This window comes from Mesorhizobium sp. M0016 (assembly GCF_040324035.1).
Lineage (GTDB): Bacteria > Pseudomonadota > Alphaproteobacteria > Rhizobiales > Rhizobiaceae > Mesorhizobium.
The window spans coordinates 328,048-348,658 of sequence record NZ_JAMYVM010000003.1 but is presented as its reverse complement, the minus strand read 5'-3'; the positions used below and the strand labels follow the sequence as shown (position 1 = coordinate 348,658).

Sequence of the window (20,611 nt, the reverse complement as noted above, 5' to 3'; positions counted from 1 at the left end):
GTTTCTCGCCCCCCCGAAGTGGGGCGAGGAACTGGCGCCGCCCCTTGAACCATCAGCGGAAGTCCATTGATCCATCATAATTTTGCGATGGTTTTGGATGGCCCACTGGGCCATAGCGTTTGCCATGGCCAGCGACACGATCCAGCCCGACGCCGACTCCAAAGCCCGCAACGGCTTTCTCCTCGCGCTCGGCGCTTATCTGCTATGGGGGCTGTTGCCCTTCTACATGAAGGCGGTTGCGCATCTGCCGCTGATCGAGGTGATCGCCCACCGCATCGTCTGGTCGGTGCCGATTGCTGCTGCAGTGCTGGTCTGGGCCGGTCGGACCGCCGATTTCAAGGGGGCAATCCGCTCACCACGCAGCATCGCCATGGCGGCGTTGACGGCGACCCTGATCTCCGTCAATTGGGCCATCTATGTCTGGGCGATCTCGGTCGACCGCACCGTCGAGACGGCGCTCGGCTATTACATCAACCCACTGGTCAGCATCGTCGTCGGCGCGGCTCTTCTCGGCGAGAAGCTCGACCGGCTGCAGATCGCGGCCGTGGCACTGGCGGCGATCGCCGTTGCCGTGCTCACCGTTGACGCCGGCAAATTGCCCTGGGTGTCGCTGGCGCTGGCGTTTTCCTTCGCTGCCTATGGGTTCTTCCGCAAGACGCTGCCGATCGGCCCGAGCCAGGGCTTTCTGCTCGAAGTGCTTTTGCTGTCGGTGCCGGCGCTTGCCTACATCGTCTTCCTGGTCGTCAACGGCCAGGACCATTTCATCTCCAGCAACGGCACCGATATGGCTTTGCTCATCGGCTGCGGGCCAGTCACCTCGGTGCCGCTGCTTCTGTTCGCCTTCGGCGCCAAGCTTCTGCGCCTCTCCACCATCGGCATCATGCAGTACATCGCACCGACCATGGTGTTCCTGATCGCCGTGCTGATTTTCGACGAGCCGTTCGGCACCACGCAAGCAATTGCCTTTGCGCTGATCTGGGCGGCATTGGCGATGTATTCCTGGTCGATGTTTCGTGGCCGTGAAATCCGCCCGGTGGCGTTGGCCCCGAAGTAGGGAGCCTTTCGATGTACGTGCTGCATATCGCCAACAAGAACTATTCGTCATGGTCGCTGCGGCCATGGGTGCTGATGCGCACCCTCGACATTCCGTTCGAGGAGCAATTGACGCCGTTTCCGACCGGGCCCAGTTTCGATCTCTACCGGGCGTTCTCGCCCAGCGGGCGCGTGCCTTGCCTGGTGGATGACGGCTGGGCTGTCTGGGATTCGCTGGCTATTGCCGAGTATCTCGCCGAGCGCCACCATGGCGTGTGGCCTGCCGAGGCCAAGGCGCGAGCCTGGGCGCGCTCGGCCGCCGCCGAAATGCATTCTGGTTTCACGGCCTTGCGCGGCGCATGCCCGATGAATTGCGGCTTGCGGGTAAAACCGTTGCCGATGTCGGACGCGCTTAAGCAGGATCTGTTCCGTTTGGGCGATCTCTGGAACGATGGCCTTGCCCGGTTCGGCGGGCCGTTCCTTGCCGGCGGCCATTTTACCGCCGTCGACGCCTTCTTTGCTCCGGTGGCGTTCCGTGTGCTATCCTATGGGCTGTCTTTCGAAGGGGCAGCTGCAGCCTATCCGCCGCAATTGCTTGGCCTGCCGGCCATGCAGGAATGGTATGGGGCGGGTCTCGCCGAGACCTGGCGGGAGCCGGACCATGAGGCGGAGGTCGCTGCCGCCGGCACCATCGTCGAGGATCTTCGCGCTACGGCGTGATGGGCAGCGGGGCCTCTCTCACTAGTCACTATCACATCTTATCAATCACCGACTGCACGCCTTCCGTCGGCGCATCGACCGACGACCCCGCCACCATGATGGCGGCGACGATGGCCTCGGGGTCTTCGACCACCAGCGGCATGACCCGTTGCGCGGTGTGGATGAAGCCTTCGCTGGCCATATGGTCGAGCAGCGCCAGCATCGGATCCCAGAATCCTTGAACGTTGGCGAAGACGATCGGCTTGCGGTGATGGCCGAGCTGGCCCCAGGTCATGATCTCGACGATTTCCTCGACCGTGCCGATGCCGCCGGGCAGCGCCACAAAGGCGTCGGATTTCTCGAACATCTTGTGCTTGCGCTCGTGCATGTTGTCGGTGATCAGCAACTCGTCGAGCCGGTCAAGCGCGGTTTCGGTCGCCTCCTTGTTGATGAGGAAGCGCGGAATGATGCCCGTTACCTTGCCGCCGGCCTTGAGCGCGCCTTCGGCGACTGCGCCCATAATGCCTTTGGTGCCGCCGCCATAGACCAGCCGCAGGCCGGCTTTGGCGAGCGAGCGGCCAAGCAGGTGCCCGGCCTTGGCATAGATTTCATCGCGGCCCGGAGACGAGCCGCAATAGACGCAGACGGATCGAATCGTGTTCATTCGTGATTGGTGATTGGGTCTGAATGCGGGGTCAAGCCCCAAGGGCTGACAAGCCCGGGCTTTTTCTTGTCGGTGCCGGCAAAACACGCTAGACCGGCTTCAGGTGGCTAAGGGGTAGGGGAAATATGGCTGTTAATCCATTGAAGGCGTTTCTGTTCGCGGCGGGTGGGACCGTCGCGATCGTCGGAACCGCCTATGTATCGGGCGCACTCGACCCGTATCTCAACCCCAAGCCGCCAGCGGAGATTGCAGCGCTGACGCCGCCGGCTGAGAAGCCGGCCGATTCCGGGACCGAGGGAAGGCTGCCGCCGGCGCCTGCCGCGCCCGCCGATGTCAAGGCTCCGGCTGCACCTGCGGACGCAACCGCTCCCGCGACCGAAGCTGCGGCTCCGGCGGCACCTGCCGCGCCGGCTGCAGCCCCAGCAACTCCCGCGCCGGCCACGGCCGGCCCGGTTGCGCCGAGCTTCGACGTCGTGCGCGTCGAAGGCAATGGCTCGATCGTCATTGCCGGCAATGCGGCCCCGAATGCGAAGGTGGAGATTCTCAACGGCTCGACGGTGCTCGGCTCGACGGTCGCCGGTCCGGACGGCGCCTTCGTCATCGTCCTCGACGATCCACTGAAGCCCGGCGACTATACGATTGCGCTGCGCTCGACGACCGGCGAAGTGGTTACGCCTTCGGTGCAGACCGCCGTCGTTTCGGTTCCCAAGGACGCCGCCGGCCAGGTGCTGGCGATGGTCGAGGAACCCGGCAAGCCGGCCGAGCTGCTTAGCGTCCCGGCGCCTGAGACCAAGCCCGCGGCACCGGCCGCCGGCGATCAGGCTGCTGCCCCAGCCGCTGAGGCGCCTGCTACGGCAGCGCCTGCCGTGGCCGCGGCAGCGCCTGCCGCTCCCGCTGAAACAGCACCTGCTGCTCCGGCTGTGGAAGCCGCAACTGCCCCTGCAGCGCCAGCATTACCTGCAACGCCGCCGGCTGCCGCCGTGGCTGAACCCAAGATCGTCGTCGAAGCGGTCGAGATCGACGGCAACAAGATCTTCGTTGCCGGTCTGGCTGACGCCGGCCGCAAGGTGCGCGCCTATGCCAACGATATCCTGCTTGGCGATGCGGTGACCTCGCCCGACGGTCATTTCCTGGTCGAGGCAACGCGCGATATCCCGGTCGGCAACTACACCATCCATGTCGACGGTCTCGATGCCGACGGCGTGAAGGTGGTAGCGCGTGCCGCCGTGCCGTTCGAGCGCGAACCCGGCGAGGCGATCGCCGCTGTAGCGCCCGCGGAGGCCAAGCCCGCGGAGGCCAAGCCCGCCGAGACCAAGCCCGCCGAAGCAAAGCCTGCTGAGCCGGCCGCACCGGCTGCTGCCGAAGCACCGGCCGCTCCGGAGCCTGCGGCGCCAGCCACTGTCGCGGCTGCCCCTGCGAAGCCCGCACCGGCTGCTGCCGCATCCGCACCAGCCGCACCGGCGGCTGAAGCGCCGGCTCCGGCTGCCCCGGCGGTTGCCGGGGCACCTGCGGCACCGGCAGCGCCCGCCGCTGAGGCTCCAGCCGTCGTCGCGGCGGCAACGCCCGACGTTCCCGAGACGGTGGCGCCAAAGCTCGAACATGCAGACGGCGCGGTCATCATCCGCAGGCACGACACGCTGTGGCGGATCTCACGGCGCGTCTACGGTCACGGCGTGCGCTTCTCGACCATCTATCTCGCCAACCAGGACCAGATCAGCGATCCCGACCGCATCTGGCCGGGGCAGGTGTTCAAGGTTCCGGAAAAGTCCAAGGAAGGCGAAGCCGCCGACCTCAAGGCGATGGGCGAGCAGGTGACAACGGCGCCGGTGAAGACGCAGTAGCGGCCGAGCGCTTGATCTCCCCCCTTGAGGGGGAGATGGCCGGCAGGCCAGAGGGGGTCGCCGCGCATAGAACGCCGACCTTCTCTTTGCTGCAAACGACGTTGCGTCAGGACGTACCGACCCCCTCTGTCGACTTCGGCGACATCTCCCCCTCGAGGGGGGAGATTAGGTCGCTCTACCCATCGGGTTAGCTTGCCACGCACCCGTTCATCGTCTATCGCCGATGAACGATGGCAGACTCGCTCGCTGAACCAGACCACGCAAACTGCGCACCGCCCCAAAGCCGCGCCGTTGCCGCTCGCTTCGCCGCACTCTCGCACCCGGCGCGCATCGAGATCCTTAGACATCTGTCGGCCAGCCGCTCCTGCTGCTGCCGTGAGGTTGTCGACCATCTCGACCTCGCGCAGTCGACGGTCTCCCAGCATCTGAAAATCCTGGTCGAAGCAGGCTTGGTCCGCTTCGAGCCCGACCGCCAGCGCTCGCGCTATCAACTCGACCGCGCCGCGCTCGCCGACGTTTCCGCATCGCTGACCGCACTCGTCAATTCCTGCTGCTCCGGCCGCTGATCTCTCACCAAAAGGCAAGAAAAGTGGCAGAAAAAACCGTTTCCGATAGCTCGACCTTCGGCACCTTGCGCAATCTGTGGCCCTATATGTGGCCGGCCGACCGCGCCGATCTCAGGGCACGCGTCACCTGGGCAACGCTGCTTCTGGTCGTTGCCAAGCTGACACTGGTTGCCGGGCCGTACTTCTTCAAATGGGCGACCGATTCTCTGGCCGGTGACGCCAAATCGCCGCCGCCGCTGCCGTCCTTCCTGCTGGCGCCGGTGATGCTGGTCGTCGCCTACAATGTCGTGCGGCTGGTGCAACTCGGCTTCAACCAGCTGCGCGATGCGCTGTTTGCCCGCGTTGGCCAGTATGCGGTGCGCCAGCTTGCGTTCCGCACCTTCGTTCACATGCACCAGCTGTCGCTGCGCTTTCACCTCGAGCGCCGCACCGGCGGCCTGTCGCGCATCATCGAGCGCGGCACCAAGGGCATCGAGACGATCGTGCGCTTCATCATGCTGAACACGGCGCCGACCATCCTCGAATTCGCGCTGACCACCGGCATCTTCGCCTACACTTATGGCTGGAAATATGTGGTCGTGGTGGCGGCCACGGTGTGGCTCTACGTCTGGTTCACGGTGCGCGCCAGCGACTGGCGCATCTCGATCCGCCGCGACATGAACGACAGCGACACCGACGCCAACACCAAGGCGATCGACTCGCTGCTCAACTACGAGACCGTCAAATACTTCAACAACGAGGGTATGGAGGCTGAGCGCTTCGACCGTTCGATGGCGCGCTATGAAATGGCGGCGACCAGGATATGGACCTCGCTCGGCTGGCTGAATTTCGGCCAGGGCATCATCTTCGGTCTCGGCACCGTCATCGTCATGTGCATGTCGGCGCTGGAGGTGCAGGCCGGCACGCAGACGGTCGGCGACTTCGTCTTCATCAACGCTATGCTGATGCAGCTTTCGGTGCCGCTCAATTTCATCGGCTTCATCTACCGCGAAATCCGCCAGGGGCTGACCGACATCGAGCAGATGTTCGACCTGCTCGATGTGCCGCAGGAGATCACCGACAAGCCCGATGCCAAGCCACTCGCCGTTACAGCCGGCAAGGTCGAGTTCCGCGACGTGCATTTTGCCTATGATCCGAACCGCAAGATCCTGAAAGGTGTCTCCTTCGAGGTGCCGGCCGGCAAGACGGTCGCCATTGTCGGACCGTCCGGCGCCGGCAAGTCGACGATTTCGCGGCTGCTATTCCGCTTCTACGACGTCCAGGGCGGTCAGGTGCTGATCGACGGCCAGGATGTCAGGGATGTGACCCAGCAGAGCCTGCGCGGCGCGATCGGCATGGTGCCGCAGGACACCGTGCTGTTCAACGACACCATCGCCTACAACATCCGTTACGGCCGCATCGGTGCCAGCGAAAAGGATATGCAGAAAGCCGCCGAGCTTGCCCAGATCGGCCCGTTTATCGAACGGCTGCCGGAAGGTTATCGCTCGATGGTCGGTGAGCGCGGGCTAAAGCTGTCGGGCGGCGAAAAGCAGCGCGTGGCGATTGCCCGCACGATTTTGAAGGCGCCGCCGATCCTGATGCTCGACGAGGCGACCTCGGCGCTGGACAGCCACACCGAACAGGAAATCCAGGCCGCCCTCGACCTGGTCAGCAAGGGCCGCACCACCATCGTCATTGCGCATAGGTTGTCGACGGTGATCACCGCCGACGAGATCATCGTGCTCAAGGACGGCGAGATCGCCGAGCGCGGCACCCATGCCGAGCTGATGCAAAAGCATGGCCTCTACGCGTCGATGTGGGACCGCCAGCGCGAAGCGACAGAAGCCGAAGAGAGGCTTCGAGTTGCACGCGAGAGCGATGAGCTGGGTGTGATTGTGCGCAGGCGGACTTCGGAGGTGAGCTAGGCGGCGGAGCGCCAATCTCCCCCCTTGAGGGGGAGATGTCGCCGAAGGCGACAGAGGGGGTCGCCGCGCGTGGAGCGCTAACCTTCATCGGTCGCAAGGGGCGCGCATCCAGTCGAACCGACCCCCTCTGGCCTGCCGGCCATCTCCCCCTCAAGGGGGGAGATATGCAGCGTCGTCGCCATCATCACCACCGAAAATTTCCCCTTGACCTCAACCTAAGTTGAGATCGCAAACCGTTCCTGAGCCACCGAACCCAAGTCGTTCAAGAACGGAGACAGATTGAAATGGATCAACTCAATCAACAGTTTACCAGTGAAGCCGTGTTCAGGGTCGACAAATTCGTCGTTCCTGCCGAGGCCCGTGAAGAAATCCTTCGCAAGGTCAGGGCGACTCATGAATTGCTGCGTCTGCAGCAAGGCTTCGTCCAGGATTTCGTGCTCGAGCAATTTTCGGGTCCGGGTGAGTTCAACCTGGTCACCATTGTCGAATGGGAAAACCAGGCGGCCGTCGACAATGTCGTGCCGATCGTCAAGGCGGCCCACGAGCGGGCGGGCTTCAACCCGCAGGAGACCATTGCCCGGCTGGGTGTGAAGGCCGATATCGCCAACTATCAGCGTCTGCCTGAGATGTAGGAGGGCCAGCCCGTGCCAGGTGCTGGCGCCTCGACGCTCAGCACCTGGCCGGTGCGGACATCGCTGATCATGTTCTCGAAACCACGCCATTCGGCGGCGACGATGAACAGTGTCGTGCCATCCGGCCCGCCCAGCATGCAGGCAAAGCAGCCGCGATCGGCATCGACTGTCTGCAACACCTCGCCACCTTCGCGCACCCGCACACAGCGTTTGTTGGGAACATCCGCATACCAGGCAGTTCCTTCGGCATCGAGGCAGACGCCGTCGGGAAAGCCATCGAGATCGGCCCAGACCCGGCGGTGGAAAGCCCCTCATCCTCCGCGATATCGAAGGCGGTCAGCCGGTTGGCATGCGACTCCGCCACGATCAGTGTCCTGTTGTCCGGCGTCACCGCCATGCCGTTGGCGAAAGCGATGTTCTCGGCCACTTGTCGAACCGAGCCGTCGGGCGTGATCAGCACGATGGTGCCGGGCCCGAAATGCTCGCCCGGTGCAGGCGCCGACCCGCCGCCATTGACATAGATGTTGCCGCGCCCGTCGACGACGATCTCGTTCCACGGGCTGTTTGACAGCGACCGAAGATCGGCATGGGTGGCCAGCGTTCCATCCGCCTCCTGCCGCAGCAACAAGCCATCCCGACCCGAGACGATCAGCAATCGGCCATCCGGCAACCAGTCGATCGAATAGGGCAGGATGGCCGGCACGGTGAGCATCACCTGGTTCCCGCCGTCCTCATCCACCGCGACGATCTCTCCGGTTCCCCAGTTGCAGAGCCACAGGCGTCCGTCGTGCCAGCGGGGAGACTCTCCGAAAGCGAGGCCTTCTGTAATGACCTTGGCGTTCAGGGCGACTGATTTCGAGGATGGCATCTCTGACCCTGGTTTGTCGACTCGCCGCAATTCGGCATTGTCGCGAAGCGCTTTCCTGCCAAGGACGTATGAATCTGTGGCGCCCCGACACCGTCGACAATTTCGGCAAACCATCGTGCGGATGCCTCTGGATCAGAGTGCCTTTAATCCTTGAGGGCAGCTGATATTGTCGCGTCGGAAATAACCCGTTCGCGCAAGTTTTGCGACCAAGAGAGTATTTTCGATGTTCGGTTTCTTTTCCCGCAAATCCAAGAAAACGCCCGAGAAGTCGGCATCAGATTCTGGAAAGCAGTTGGAATTCGGCCTGCCGTTGCCAGTCGTCGTACTGCGTTCGAACGTCGAGGATCCTGATGAAAAGCCGTTTTTTCTCGTCTTCGCTGTCATGCAATTCGTCACAGCGATGGTTTCCAAAGGACTCTATCGTTATCCCGAAATCGACACCAAGGCGATGCAGGTCCTTCATGCCGACTCGTACTCTTCGGAGGTAAAGAACGGCGGCCATAGTCAATTCATCCACAATGCCGGGCAGGAAATCGGCGCCATGATTGCCAACGCACGAGCTGGACTCACTGCTTGTGGCGCAAAGGGCCAGCTTGCGACTTTGGAAAAGATGTCCAGCTGGATTGCAGACCATCCCAACGAAGCCGCCCAGCAGACGGGCTTCGAGGGCGGGCGGGATGATTTTCTCGATACACTTGATCATGCGTTCTACGTTGCGGATGAGGCCGCGCCCATGGAAAACCTTTTGGCGCGCTGGATCGCGTCATGGCCTGATCTGCAAGTTGTCGATAGTGACGATTACGACGACGTCATACACCGGCTGGTGATGGCCAATCCGAAGCGCGAAGGCAGGCTTCTTCATAAGTCCGTTGGCAGCTTGGCAGGCCAGATGATCTTGAGCTGGCGCGATGTCGGGGCCGGCCTTGCCTGCGCCAAGATCGCGCCGCCCGAGATCAAAATCGCGTTCGGCATGGCAAGGATGCTGAACATAGAAGGAGAGAAACAGCTGGTTTTTCAACTTCAGACCAGCGCGAAGAAGACCCGACTATGCAGTGCGACGGAGACACACGTCACGGTCTACGAGTACATCGCTCCAGAAGAGTTGCTTGTCATACCGCCAGGCGAGAGCCCGCTAGCGGCTAACGCCCGGAAAGTTGGCGCCAAGCTTGGCATTGCTGAAGAGCCCGAGATCACAGCGGTCATTGAGCTGGCGGAACGTTACCATGCTCCCGCCGCCGTCGACCTCCTGCTCCGCAAGGCAGGCTTCGACCCGACGGATGCCATCGTTTCTGCGAATTCGGTGGTGCAGAAGCAGGAAGGAGCAATCGTGAATTGGGTGGTGCTGCATCAGGCCAAGTCTTCCTTTTCCAATCGTTGCGGAACGGCGGTGTGCTCTTGCGCGGCAAGGATGATGAAAGCCTCGCTGAGGCCGCTATGGCCGAGCTCAATGCCCACTTTGATCTCTCCGCTGCGGCGGGTTAGCGACAGCAAGCCTACTTTTTCTCCGTCAGGAAGAACGTGCCATCGGCATGGCCGTTGGCACCGCATGACAGGGGCTCCGATTTTGCCATCCTTGCCGGCGCCGCTCTGCTCAACGACAAGCGCATCGCCGTCGCGGCGAAAGGTGAAGACGAATCCAGTCGGTTTGTCGTTGTCGTCGGTGTCCTCAAGTCGAAGCGTATTGCGGTTTGCGACCGTGCCGTCGATCTCGCATGACCCACTTCCTGAGACTGGATTGGAAACGACATCTTCCGAGATCTCGACCTTGCCTCCGCCAACAGCCTTGATGTCGACGCTGCCGCGCACGCTGCTCCATGTGCCGATCAAACCTGCATCGGGGGGCTTGCGTATGCCGGACAGGAAGGTTGCGCGGTCGCGCAGGAATTCGCCGAGATCGGTTGGTTCTTGGGCGAACTTTCGTTGAAACCGGCGATCTGATCGCGATAGGCGATGAAATCGCTTTGGTCGTCCCGCAGCGCCTTCCCGGCATGAGCATCGAGCCTCTTCAGCAGCGCGGTATAATTCTTCGCGACGTCGGCATCGGCTTGCGCCAGGACCGGATCGGCGCAAATGGCCTTTTCCGCCAAGCTGGCGGCCTTGGCGCAGTCGAAGGATGGCTTGCCTTGCGCAACTGCGTGGTCGCTCGCTGCCACAAGTACGGTCAAAACGGCACCCACGGCTGACGATCGTATGGCAACAAGATACGTTTTGCCTGAATTGGCGCCATGGCAGTCGGCCTTTTCGCCGCGCGTTCAGCCGGCGTTGGCCCGAATTCTGGCGGCAAAGCAGCCGACAGGCAAGCACGTCACCGTTCCTGCCGGCTGCGGACGATGCGGCCTTGCCCAATGTTGCGTTGCGGCAGCGGAGCCTTTCCGGTATTGAGGCCGGACCTGAAACAGGGACCGCCCCCATCCCATGAGCCCCATCCGATGAGCCTTGTCGATTCGATCAAGAATGCCTTCGTTCCGATCCATCGCGAGGGCTATCCGTTCATTGCCGCCTTTGGTGCGGGCACGCTGTTCCTCGGCTATTTCTCCTCGGTGCTGTTCTGGATCGGCCTGATCCTGACCGCCTGGTGCGTCTATTTCTTCCGTGACCCCGAGCGTGTCACCCCGGTCGATGACAGGCTGGTGGTCAGTCCCGCCGACGGCGTCATCTCGGCGGTCGGCCCGGCCGTGCCACCGCGCGAGCTCGGCCTCGGCAACACCGAAATGACCCGCATCTCGGTGTTCATGAATGTCTTCTCCTGCCATGTGAACCGTGCTCCCGTGCGCGGCCGCATCACCAAAATCGAGCACCGGCCGGGCAAGTTCCTGAATGCCGAACTCGACAAGGCAAGCTCGGAGAACGAGCGCAACGGGCTGGTCATAGACAGTCCCAACGGCATCGTTGTCGCCGTGCAGATTGCCGGCCTGGTGGCGCGCCGCATCGTCTGCTGGGCCGAGACCGGCGGCTCCATTGCCGTCGGCGAACGCTTTGGCCTGATCCGCTTCGGCTCGCGCGTCGATGTCTTCCTGCCGTCGACCGCGGTGCCGCGCGTCGCCGTCGGCCAGACGGCGGTCGGCGGCGAAACCGTGCTCGCCGAATTCGGCGGCGTCGCCGCAACCCCGCTCGTCAGGATTTCGTAAGCGGTGGGCGCGCCGTTCAAAAAGTTCGAGGCCCATGGCAGCGGCGGCCCGCGCATCCGCGAAATTCCGATGCGCATGGTGCTGCCTAATCTGGTCACCGTGCTTGCCATCTGCGCCGGCCTGTCCGGCATCCGCTTCGGCTTCGAGGGCCGTTTCGAGCCGGCCGTGGTGATGGTGCTGCTAGCCGCCTTCCTGGACGGCATAGACGGGCGCCTGGCGCGCATGTTGAAGGCGACATCCAAATTCGGCGCGCAGATGGATTCGCTGGCCGACATCGTCAATTTCGGCGTCGCGCCGGCACTGGTGCTCTACGCCTTCCTGCTCGACCGCGCCGGCTCCTTCGGCTGGATCGCAGCTCTTCTGTTCACCATCGCCTGTGGCCTGCGGCTGGCGCGCTTCAACGTGCTCGACGAAGACCATGACCGGCCGATCTGGCAGAGCGAATACTTCGTCGGCGTGCCGGCGCCGGCCGGCGCCGTGCTGGTTATGCTGCCGCTCTATCTGTCCTTCCTGCGGCTCGGTCTCGAGCCGGACCGCCTGACGGCATTCGTCGCCACCGGCTTCACTGTGCTGGTCGCTTTCCTGCTGGTCAGCCGGCTGCCGGTCTATTCCGGCAAAAGCCTGAAAGTGCCGGGCGACAAGGTGCTGCCGATCATCCTGGCGGTCGTTCTATACGTCCTGCTGTTGATGACCTATCCCTGGTACACGCTGACCGCCTCTGTCGCAGGCTATCTCATCTTCCTGCCTTTCAGCGTGCGGGCGTATTCGAAGCGCGCCAAGCGCGAGGGCGAAAAAGTGCCGCCGTCGGATATTGGGTAGTTGTTATCTCCCCCCTTGAGGGGGAGATGTCGCCGAAAGCGACAGAGGGGGTCGGTACGCCCCGGACGCGACCTCGTTTGAGCGAAGAGGACGTCGGCGCTTCACGCGAGGCGACCCCCTCTGGCCTGCCGGCCATCTCCCCCTCAAGGAGGGAGATACGCTAAGCCGCCAGGCCCAGCCCCAGCTTCTCGATCGCCAGGTTCCGCGTCGAGACATAATCCGTCTTACCGGAACCCAGCACCGGGATCTCGTCGACCTTGACGATGTCGTTGGGCACCATCAGTTCGGCCGCACCTGCCTTCTTGCCGAAGGCGCGCAGTTCTTCCGGATCGGCGTCGTCGGCGGTGGTGACCAGCACGATGCGCTCGCCGCGCCTCTTGTCCGGCACCGCCACCGCGGCGTGGCGCTCTTCCGGCCACAGCGACTGCACCAGCATCTCGACGGCGCCCAACGACACCATCTCGCCAGCGATCTTGGCGAAGCGTTTTGCCCGCCCGCGAATGGTGATGAAGCCTTCGCGGTCGACCGAGACGATGTCGCCGGTGTCGTGCCAGCCGTCCAGCGGCTGCAATTCGCCGGGCCGGTCAGCGGTCATGTAGCCCATCATCAAATTCGGCCCGTCGAGCCACAGGCGGCCGGCACCCTCGATACCCTCGACCGGTTCGAGCTTCATGCGCATCGCCGGCAACAGCCGTCCGACCGTGCCGTCGCGACCATGGATGGCGGTGTTGACGGCGACGACGGGAGCGGCCTCCGTCAGCCCGAACCCCTCGATGATCGAGGCATCGAAGCGCTCGCGATAAACGCGCCGCGTCTCCGGCTTCACCGCTTCCGCGCCGGCGACGACGAAGCGCAGGCTTGAGAAATCGCCATCCTTGGCGGTGCGGGCATAGTTGGCAAGGAAAGTGTCGGTGCCGAACATGATGGTCGGCTTCACCTTGCGGGCGATCTCCGGGATGATCTTGTAGTGCAGCGGTGACGGGTAGAGGAACAGTTTCACCCCGGTCACCAGCGGCAGGATGGTACCGCCGGTCAGGCCGAAAGAGTGAAAAACCGGCAGCACGTTGAGCAGGATGTCGGACGGCGAAATGGTAATGCGCGCCTCGGCCTGCATGGCGTTGGCGTGGAGATTGCGGTGCGACAGCACCACGGCCTTGGGCGTGCCTTCCGAGCCTGAGGTGAACAGGATTGCGGCGGGCTTGGCCGCATCCTGCCGCTGCAGCGGGAACCGCCACAGCACCGCTGCTGCGAGCTTTTCCAGCGTCGTGACGCTTGCGCGCACATCCTCCAGCCACAGCATTTTGGCGCCGCCGGCCTCGATCGCGGCGATGATGTCGGCAAGCGCCGCCTTCTCGACGAACGCGCGCGAGGAAACCACCGTTCGGATGACTGCCGCGCGCACCGCGGCGGTTACGCTGGCCGGCCCTGCCGTGTAGTTGATCATCGCCGCTACCCGGCCGGCCGAGAGCAGGCCGACGAAGGACAGCACCACGCCATTGGCGTTGGGCAGCAAAACCCCGACCGCTTCGCCGGGCGCCGCCACCGCCTGGAAACGGCGGCCGAGCACGCGCGCGCCGATGAACATTTTTCGATAGCTGAGCGAGCCGCTGATCACATCCTCGATGATCGGATGCGAGGCGCCGGTGCGATCCGCGGCATCGCGCATGGCCAGGAACAGGCCGCGATCGAGGTTGCTGCCATAAAGCCGCGCCTCGGCGATGCGGTCGAACAACGCATTGGTGTTGGAAGCCTGGTCGGGGTTGCGCGCCACCAGTTCGGCAATCGTCATTGGCTCCAGCACGCTGATCGAGAGTTTTGGGAACCAGTGGCGCGGCGCCCGGTTCTTTGGCGTCAAGGAAACCGGCAGGTCGCGCGAGCCGGTGACGAAGATCGGCACGATGCGGGCGTCGGCCTGCATGGCGATGCGGGTGACGGCGCGGAACAGGCGAAACGTCTTCACATCGGGCTCGACGTCATCGGGCAGATAGACGGCAAGCCGGCCTTTACCCTTCAGCACCCTGACCAGCCGCCGGCTGACGAAGAGATGCTCGGCGTTGAAGGCGATGGTGCGGCCAAGCTCGCGCCAAGGCTCCATCCAGGGCGAGCGCGCCGAGGCCTCGTCGAGAATGTGCAGCGTGTCGTCGGGCAGCAGCGACAGCATCAGCGCCGGCTCGAAGCGTGACTGGTGCGAGACCACATAGATCACCGGCGTCGGCGCGTTGCGGGCAATGCGGATGCGCCGGTCATCGATCCGGTAGGCGAGCTTGAACGGCACATAGAGTAGCGCCTGGGTAAAGCGCAGGTCGAGACGAAACGTCTCGATCGCGCCAATCAGCAGCCAGGCCAGCACGAGGCCTGCAAGCAGCGCCAGTGTCAGGATCATGCCGCGTCTCTCCCAACGTTCCGGTATCGCGGCTCTTCGTCCGCTTCGCAGGAGAGGGTAACGCAATGGGGGGCAAGGTCAATGTAGAGCCTCTTCCTTCTCCCCGTTCACGGGAAGAAGGTGCCCCGAAGGGCGGATGAGGGGCGGCGCTGCGCTTTCACGTTGGCTCAAGCCGCCTTGATCCGCCCGCTGATGAACCGGAACTCCTGGCTCTTGCCGCCATACCCATAAGCTGCGGCCGGAACCTCGTGCACGAAGGCATAGCTCTCCTCATGCACGCCACCGAGCAGCTTACCAAAGGTGTCGAAGATCGCCTTCAGATAAGCCTCCAGCTCCAGCTTGGTGTTGGTGCCGTCGACCACCTTGATGTCGAGCCAGAAAGTATTGGCGCCATGCTCTGCCAGCGACTTGCCGCCGGCGAACCAGTGCTGCGGGTCGATATAGGTGACAGCGACGGCGGTGATCGTCGGGTCCTTGCGCAGATGGGTTGCGGTCAGGCCGGTGATTTCCTTGGCGATTGTGGCGGACAGCTTGGCGTCGGGCTTACCGGTGACGCTGATGTTGATGATGGGCATTTTTCTCTCCTTCGTTTGAGCGGCGTTGGAGAGACAATGCCACCATCTTTGGGTCAAAAAAAATCGAATTGTCTCGAACATAAGGTTCTGTATTATCAAAGTATGCAAGCTCTCGATCCCGATCTGCTCAAAACCTTCCTTGCCTTTGTCGATGGCGGCTCGCTGGCTCAGGCTGCGTCTGTTGTCGGCCGCTCGCCCTCGGCGGTGACCGCGCAGATGCAGCGCCTGGAGGAGATCGTCGGCGAACCGCTGCTGGTGGCGCAGGGGCGCGGGCGCGGGCTGACGCCGGCCGGCGAGGATCTTGTCGGTCATGCCCGCCGCATTCTTGCCGTGCACAGCGAGGCCTGGCTGGCGCTCAAGGGCGCGCGTGCCGCTGGTCGCGTCGCCATCGGCACGACACAGGATTTCGCCGATAGCGGCCTGCCGGAGCTGCTGCGTGCCTTCGCGACCAGCCATCCGCGCGTCAGGGCCGAACTCCGCGTCGGCCGTTCGGCCGAGCTTGGCGAGGCGCTGCAGGCCGGGCAGCTCGATCTGGCCGTTGTCATGCGCAAGACGCCGGCCAATGACGAAGTCGGGCTGTTCAGCGAGCCGATGCTGTGGCTGTGCTCGCAAAAGGGGCTTGCCGTGCGGGAAGAGGAATTGCCGCTGGCGCTGCTCGACCCCTATTGCGGCTTTCGCGAAGCAGCACTCGCGGCCCTCGATGCTGCCGGCCGCCGCTACCGCATCGCCGCCGGCAGCGCCAGCCTTGCCGGCTTGCGTACGGCGGTCAATGCCGGCATCGCGCTGACCTTGCGCACCGCCCGCTTTGCCCATTCAGGCATTGCCGAAGCACCGCGCGAATTCGCCCTGCCGCCGGTGCCGACAGCGCAATTCGCGATAAAACTCGGCCAGGGCGCTGAGCGGCCGGCGCGCGATCTTGCCATCCTGCTCAGCGACAACCTCGCCTTGCCCGGCTTTGCCGGCTGATGTCCAAAGAAAAAGCCGACCTTTACGGTCGGCTTTGAGGAGGACGGGTCGAGGGGTTTGGGGGGACTTGGGGGGTGACCCGTCGCACATAAAACTGCCTGATCCGCATGATGGTTCCATGACATGGAAAATAATTATTGGGTTGCCGCACTTTTTCTCGCAGCCAGCCAGTCGCGCCCCGCATGGGCGAAAACCGCGCAGAGTACTATGGCGCCGCCGATCAGGCTGGCGGCCGGCGCGATCTCGCCGAGGAACAGGAAGGCGAACAGGATCGCAAACGGCACTTCGGCGGCACCGAGAAGGCCGGACTCAGGCGCCGGGATCAGCCGCGAGCCTTCCGTCCACAGGATCGACGCCGCTGCGAACGATCCTCCGAAGGCGACGAGCAGCACGGCGTCGCGAGCAGAAATCGCCAGGGGGTCGGTGACGAACCAGCCGAGCACGAACAGCAGAAGCGCCGAGACTGCGCCCGCCCACACCACCGGCGTGTCGCGGAAGGCGCGCACCATGATCATGTAGAGCGCACTGCCGGCGGTCATCAGCAGCGCGAGCCCATCGCCAAACAGATGACCGCTGCCGAAGCCGGAGCCGACCATGATCGCTACGCCGCACAGCGAAACGGCGGCGGCGGCAAGCGTCTGCGCCCGGAACGGCTCGCGCACCAGCACGAAGGCGAGCAGCGCGGTGATGAAAGGCGCGGTGGCGTAGATGACCGCGACATTGGCGACATAGGTGAATTTGAACGCCGAGATGAAGGCGATGCTGGCCGCGGCGCCCTCGAGGGCCAGCAGCCAGCCGCGCCAGCCAAGCCGCAAGCTTTCCGGCCCGCCGGAGCGGCGCCGGCGCCACAGCACATAGAAGGTGATCAGGATCGCGCCGACAAAGCCGCGCCAGCAGGTGATGGTCAGCGGGTCGGCGTGGATCGATTTGGTCAGCACGCCGGTGAGGGCGAAGAAAGCCGCCGAGGCCGCCACCAGCATAATGCCGAGCGTACGCTCGGCAGCGGTATCTGTGGTGCCTGGGCCGTCGAGCGCTTCCGTCATCTCAGCAGCCTATCCGTCTTCTCCTGCCACCATGCTGTCAGTACGGGGGTACTCATAGCCGCTTGCGGAAATGCTCGTTGCCGATGATCAGCAGGCCGGCGCCGACGATCAACGCCGCCCCCAGAAACACCTCGCGACGCGGCACGTCGCCCCAGATCGCAAAGCCGAGCCCGAAGGCCCAGACCAATGAGGTGTATTCGAACGGCGCCACGATCGACACCGGCGCCCGCTTCATGCCTTCGAACAGCATAAATTGCGCCACGCCGCCGAGCGCGCCGACGCTGATCAAAAGCAGCAACTGGCGCCAGTCCGGCATCTGCCAGACCAACAGCGCCGGCACCGCGGAAAACACCAGGAAGTAGAAATTGTTGAGCACAAGCTGGATCAGCGTGCGCTCGGCCAGCGCCGTCTTGCGCAACAGCACCACGGCAATGCCCCACAGCACTGCCGCAGCCAGTACCAAGAGCATCGGCACGGACAAGCCGAGACGAGTGGGATCACAGGCGATGAAGACGCCGACGAAGCCGATGAACACCGCCAGCCAGCGCAACAGCGGCACCTTTTCGCCAAGCATCACCACCGACAGCACGGTGACGATGATCGGGGCGGCGTAATAGATGGTGGTGAGTTCGGCCAGCTGCAGGGAGCGGGCCGCGTTGTAGTAGCAGAGCCAGGCGCCGAGCGTGAAGGCGCTGCGCACCAGCATCGGCCGCACGATGGGCGAGCGCATTGTGTCGGCAAAGATGGGCGGTCCGCCGATTGCAGCACAGCCGACAAGCACAGCGATCGAGCGGAAGAACATGATCTGCCAGACGCTGATGCCGACGACCAGAAGCTTGATCGCGGCGTCCTGCGTCGAAAACAGAAAATAGGCGCAGCCGGTGAACAGGATGCCGGCAAGCACCCTTTCGCGGGTTTCCAGAATGGCAATATCGGCCATGCGGCGTGTCCGGCGCTGTCAAGAGGACGAAGAAGAAGCCTGCCCCAACAGGCTCCCATTGCAGGCTATACGGGCGAAAGCCTGCGGGGCGCTACGCCAGTGGCAAGCTTGCGTTGGCGCAGCCTGGCCGACAGCGTGGGCACGCCGTTCACTGTGTTGCCTGGTAGAGCTCCGAAGCGGCCTCCTTCAGGGCGCGCCGGCCGCCCGGCCTGAGATACATCATGTGGCCGCCCTCGATGACGTCGAGACGGATAGGTTTTGCCCCGCCGAGCGTCGGGATTTGGCTCACCAGATAGCGTGAGGCCAGATAGGGAGTGACCAGATCGGTGTCGCCGTTGACGATCACCACGCCGAGCGCCGGGTTGAGCGAGCGCGCCCGCTGCAGATCGTCCATCACCCCGGCATAGCCTTGCCGCGAGCCGCCATAGTCCCAGGCGTGGGTCACATCGCCATTGAGCAACCTGTAGCTGACATCGGTGCGAAAATTCAGCTCGTCGCGCGCATAACCGACAAAGGCCGAGGTCAGCGCCGGCACGCTGCGGTCGAGCACCGGATCCGGGCCGGCGCTGCGGGCGCTCTCCGGGGCCATGTCGCTGGTGGCGATGGTGCCGTCATACGGGCTGAGCACTTTGCCACTGGCGCGCTGGAATTCGCGCGCGAACAGGCCGGTCGGGATGCGGGCGGAATTGCGCTGCACGAGGTCGAGCGGCAGGCCGGTGATCTCGGCCACGCGCTGGCTGGCCAGCCGCCCGCCCTGTTCCAGCCCGCCGGTCAGAGCCGTGAGGTAGTCGCCCAGCGCATACTTTTCGACCTCGGCGACCTTTTCGCGCAGTGCTTCGCCGCTGAGGCCTTCGCTGCGCAGGCGCACCGCCGCCATCGAGGGCAGTTCCAGCGCCCAATGCAGCGGCTGGAATTCGTCGGGCAACACCAGCGTGAACTCCAGTGCAGGCGAGATCAGCACGATGCCGTTGGGGCTCAGGCCGACATCTTCCTGCAGGGTCCTGGCGAGAAGTGCCGCGCGGAACCCGCCATAGCTTTCGCCGGCAAGGAAGAGCGGCGATCCGGTGCGGCCGTTCTGGGCGAGATAGAGCCGGATGAAAGCGCCGATCGAACTGGCGTCCTGGCTGACGCCCCAAAAATCTTTTGTGTCCTGGCCGGGGGCCTCGCGGCTGTAGCCGGTGCCGACCGGATCGACGAAGACGAGGTCGGTCATGTCGAGCCAGCTGTCGGGATTGTCGATCAGCTTTTGCGGCGGCGGCAGGAATTGGCCATCGGCGCCGGTCGCGACGACACGCGGGCCGAGTGCGCCGAGATGCAGATAGGCGGATGCCGCGCCCGGGCCGCCATTGAAGACGAAGGTGATGGGGCGAGCCTTCTCCGCGCCCGCCAGTGGCGGCAGCGTATAGGCGACATAGAAGATTTCCGCGGTGACCTCGCCCTTGCCGGATAGCAGTGACAGCGTGCCGGCCTTAGCCTGATAGTCCAGCTTGCGCCCGGCAATGGTGATTGAATGGCTGGTCGTCTGCGGTGCCGGCAGCAGCGACAGCACGCCGCCTGCCGGTGCGGGGCGCTCGGGCGTTTCGGCGACGACTGGCTGCGCGAAGGCTGCAAGCACCAACAGGGTAAGCGAGATCAGTTTCAGCTTGAACGGCATGATGCCTCCGCGGGAATGACTCTGCTTAGGTATGGCTCGGGCGGTCGAAGTCAAAGTAACTCTTCGCGAGCTAGCGTTCCTTCACGCCCCCTCTGTCCTGCCGGACATCCCCCACAGGGATGGAGATTGGATGTCGCGACCGCCTTCGCTAATCGCCGGCGTAGAAAGCGCCATCGGCGAAGCTGCAGATCTCCCCCCTGTGGGGAGGTGGCCGGCAGGCAGAGGGGGGCGCTGTCTCGCCAGCATATCAGTGCTATCAAAGCGCGACGGACTCGAAAAGGAATGCAACATGGACGCCACCGCACTCAAGGCCATGCAGGCACCGATCAAGGAGGCTTATCGCGACGATTCCTCGCGAGCGCTGATCACGCTTCGCGCCAAAGGCTCCATCGACGACCAGTCGATTGCCTGCAAGGTCGAGACGGGCAGGGCGCTGGCGGTCGCCGGCCTGCATCCGGCGACCGGCGGTTCCGGGCTCGAATTGTGTTCGGGCGACATGCTGCTCGAGGCGCTGGTGGCGTGCGCCGGGGTGACGCTGAAGGCGGTGGCCACCGCACTAGAGTTCAAACTCGGCGCAGCCACCGTCGAGGCCGAAGGCGATCTCGACTTTCGCGGCACGCTGGGCGTGGCCAAGGACGCCCCCGTGGGCTTTCGCGCCATCCGGCTGAATTTCAACCTCGACACGGATGAGCCGCAGGCGCGCATCGATTCGCTCATCAAGCTGACCGAACGCTATTGCGTGGTGTTCCAGACCATCAACAGCAAGCCGGAGCTGACGGTGAGTGCGCGCGCCTGATCTCCCCCCTTGAGGGGGAGATGTCGCCGAAGGCGACAGAGGGGGTCGGGCCGACTGGACGCGACGCCCTTTGTGCGGAAGGAGGTTGGCACTCTACGCGA

Annotated in this window: 19 protein-coding genes and 2 pseudogenes; 12 read left to right on the top strand and 9 right to left on the bottom strand. The window is 64.0% G+C overall.

Features of this window, described 5'->3' with window-relative positions; translation table 11 throughout:
* Positions 1 to 124 precede the first annotated feature (124 nt).
* Both rarD and NKJ88_RS06905 read left to right on the top strand, forming a co-directional pair.
* Positions 125 to 1,054, top strand: coding sequence for an EamA family transporter RarD (gene rarD / locus NKJ88_RS06910; RefSeq protein WP_352443864.1), 930 nt, complete (start codon positions 125 to 127; stop codon positions 1,052 to 1,054).
* Positions 1,055 to 1,065: 11 nt separating this feature from the next.
* Positions 1,066 to 1,752, top strand: coding sequence for a glutathione S-transferase family protein (locus NKJ88_RS06905; protein ID WP_352443828.1), 687 nt, complete (start codon positions 1,066 to 1,068; stop codon positions 1,750 to 1,752).
* Between the two features lie 31 nt (positions 1,753 to 1,783).
* Here NKJ88_RS06905 and NKJ88_RS06900 read toward each other — a convergent pair whose 3' ends face one another.
* Positions 1,784 to 2,395 (bottom strand): LOG family protein, encoded by a 612-nt coding sequence (locus NKJ88_RS06900; RefSeq protein ID WP_352443827.1) that lies wholly within the window; start codon positions 2,393 to 2,395, stop codon positions 1,784 to 1,786.
* A 125-nt stretch (positions 2,396 to 2,520) separates the two neighbouring features.
* Here NKJ88_RS06900 and NKJ88_RS06895 point away from each other — a divergent pair, with 125 nt between their 5' ends.
* The 4 genes from NKJ88_RS06895 (at position 2,521) to NKJ88_RS06880 (ending at position 7,338) form a co-directional block, all read left to right on the top strand.
* Positions 2,521 to 4,236, top strand: coding sequence for a LysM peptidoglycan-binding domain-containing protein (locus tag NKJ88_RS06895; RefSeq protein WP_352443826.1), 1,716 nt, complete (start codon positions 2,521 to 2,523; stop codon positions 4,234 to 4,236).
* 230 nt (positions 4,237 to 4,466) lie between these two features.
* Positions 4,467 to 4,802: an ArsR/SmtB family transcription factor gene (locus tag NKJ88_RS06890; RefSeq protein ID WP_023672695.1), complete on the top strand. Its 336-nt coding sequence runs from the start codon at positions 4,467 to 4,469 to the stop codon at positions 4,800 to 4,802.
* A 23-nt stretch (positions 4,803 to 4,825) separates the two neighbouring features.
* Positions 4,826 to 6,706, top strand: a complete 1,881-nt coding sequence (locus NKJ88_RS06885) for an ABCB family ABC transporter ATP-binding protein/permease (RefSeq protein WP_352443825.1) — start codon at positions 4,826 to 4,828, stop codon at positions 6,704 to 6,706.
* A 284-nt stretch (positions 6,707 to 6,990) separates the two neighbouring features.
* Positions 6,991 to 7,338 carry an antibiotic biosynthesis monooxygenase gene (locus NKJ88_RS06880; protein WP_352443824.1) on the top strand — a complete coding sequence of 116 codons (348 nt, stop codon included), beginning with the start codon at positions 6,991 to 6,993 and terminating at the stop codon, positions 7,336 to 7,338.
* On the opposite strand, the pseudogene NKJ88_RS32995 reads toward NKJ88_RS06880, so the two are convergent.
* Positions 7,317 to 7,577 (bottom strand): annotated as a pseudogene (locus tag NKJ88_RS32995) (SMP-30/gluconolactonase/LRE family protein); the annotation flags it as partial. The gene NKJ88_RS06880 and the pseudogene NKJ88_RS32995 overlap by 22 nt on opposite strands.
* 122 nt (positions 7,578 to 7,699) lie before the next feature.
* A pseudogene (locus NKJ88_RS32990) lies at positions 7,700 to 8,206 on the bottom strand (SMP-30/gluconolactonase/LRE family protein); the annotation flags it as partial.
* Between the two features lie 223 nt (positions 8,207 to 8,429).
* On the opposite strand from NKJ88_RS32990, the gene NKJ88_RS06870 reads away from it, so the two are divergent.
* Positions 8,430 to 10,130 carry a DMP19 family protein gene (locus NKJ88_RS06870; RefSeq protein WP_352443823.1) on the top strand — a complete coding sequence of 567 codons (1,701 nt, stop codon included), beginning with the start codon at positions 8,430 to 8,432 and terminating at the stop codon, positions 10,128 to 10,130.
* On the opposite strand, the gene NKJ88_RS06865 is transcribed toward NKJ88_RS06870, so the two are convergent.
* Positions 10,030 to 10,260, bottom strand: a complete 231-nt coding sequence (locus NKJ88_RS06865; RefSeq protein ID WP_352443863.1) for a lysozyme inhibitor LprI family protein — start codon at positions 10,258 to 10,260, stop codon at positions 10,030 to 10,032. The genes NKJ88_RS06870 and NKJ88_RS06865 overlap by 101 nt on opposite strands.
* Between NKJ88_RS06865 and NKJ88_RS06860 the strand changes: the two genes are divergently transcribed.
* Genes NKJ88_RS06860 through pssA form a run of 3 tightly spaced genes read left to right on the top strand, consistent with a single transcriptional unit; the run spans position 10,168 to position 12,153 of the window.
* A complete protein-coding gene (locus NKJ88_RS06860) occupies positions 10,168 to 10,389 on the top strand; it encodes a hypothetical protein (protein ID WP_352443867.1) in 222 nt (73 codons plus the stop codon). The genes NKJ88_RS06865 and NKJ88_RS06860 overlap by 93 nt on opposite strands.
* A 42-nt stretch (positions 10,390 to 10,431) precedes the next feature.
* The gene (locus tag NKJ88_RS06855) at positions 10,432 to 11,334 is read left to right on the top strand and encodes a phosphatidylserine decarboxylase (RefSeq protein ID WP_348528080.1); all 903 of its coding nucleotides are present in this window, start codon (positions 10,432 to 10,434) and stop codon (positions 11,332 to 11,334) included.
* A 3-nt stretch (positions 11,335 to 11,337) separates the two neighbouring features.
* Positions 11,338 to 12,153 (top strand): CDP-diacylglycerol--serine O-phosphatidyltransferase, encoded by an 816-nt coding sequence (gene pssA / locus NKJ88_RS06850; protein ID WP_023672701.1) that lies wholly within the window; start codon positions 11,338 to 11,340, stop codon positions 12,151 to 12,153.
* 160 nt (positions 12,154 to 12,313) lie between these two features.
* Here the strand turns inward: pssA and NKJ88_RS06845 are convergent, their stop codons facing one another.
* Positions 12,314 to 14,536: an AMP-binding protein gene (locus NKJ88_RS06845; RefSeq protein ID WP_023715065.1), complete on the bottom strand. Its 2,223-nt coding sequence runs from the start codon at positions 14,534 to 14,536 to the stop codon at positions 12,314 to 12,316.
* 167 nt (positions 14,537 to 14,703) lie between these two features.
* Positions 14,704 to 15,111: a tautomerase family protein gene (locus tag NKJ88_RS06840; protein WP_023824147.1), complete on the bottom strand. Its 408-nt coding sequence runs from the start codon at positions 15,109 to 15,111 to the stop codon at positions 14,704 to 14,706.
* Positions 15,112 to 15,213: 102 nt separating this feature from the next.
* On the opposite strand from NKJ88_RS06840, the gene NKJ88_RS06835 reads away from it, so the two are divergent.
* Positions 15,214 to 16,077, top strand: a complete 864-nt coding sequence (locus NKJ88_RS06835; RefSeq protein WP_352443822.1) for a LysR substrate-binding domain-containing protein — start codon at positions 15,214 to 15,216, stop codon at positions 16,075 to 16,077.
* A gap of 134 nt (positions 16,078 to 16,211) precedes the next feature.
* On the opposite strand, the gene NKJ88_RS06830 is transcribed toward NKJ88_RS06835, so the two are convergent.
* The 3 genes from NKJ88_RS06830 to NKJ88_RS06820 form a co-directional block, all read right to left on the bottom strand.
* Positions 16,212 to 17,120 carry a DMT family transporter gene (locus tag NKJ88_RS06830; RefSeq protein WP_023685676.1) on the bottom strand — a complete coding sequence of 303 codons (909 nt, stop codon included), beginning with the start codon at positions 17,118 to 17,120 and terminating at the stop codon, positions 16,212 to 16,214.
* A gap of 52 nt (positions 17,121 to 17,172) precedes the next feature.
* Positions 17,173 to 18,060, bottom strand: a complete 888-nt coding sequence (locus tag NKJ88_RS06825; RefSeq protein ID WP_352443821.1) for a DMT family transporter — start codon at positions 18,058 to 18,060, stop codon at positions 17,173 to 17,175.
* 148 nt (positions 18,061 to 18,208) lie between these two features.
* A complete protein-coding gene (locus tag NKJ88_RS06820) occupies positions 18,209 to 19,714 on the bottom strand; it encodes a S10 family peptidase (RefSeq protein WP_352443820.1) in 1,506 nt (501 codons plus the stop codon).
* 289 nt (positions 19,715 to 20,003) lie between these two features.
* Between NKJ88_RS06820 and NKJ88_RS06815 the strand changes: the two genes are divergently transcribed.
* Complete coding sequence (locus NKJ88_RS06815; RefSeq protein ID WP_352443819.1) at positions 20,004 to 20,510, top strand: OsmC family protein; 507 nt, start codon at positions 20,004 to 20,006, stop codon at positions 20,508 to 20,510.
* The last annotated feature ends 101 nt before the right edge of the window (positions 20,511 to 20,611 follow it).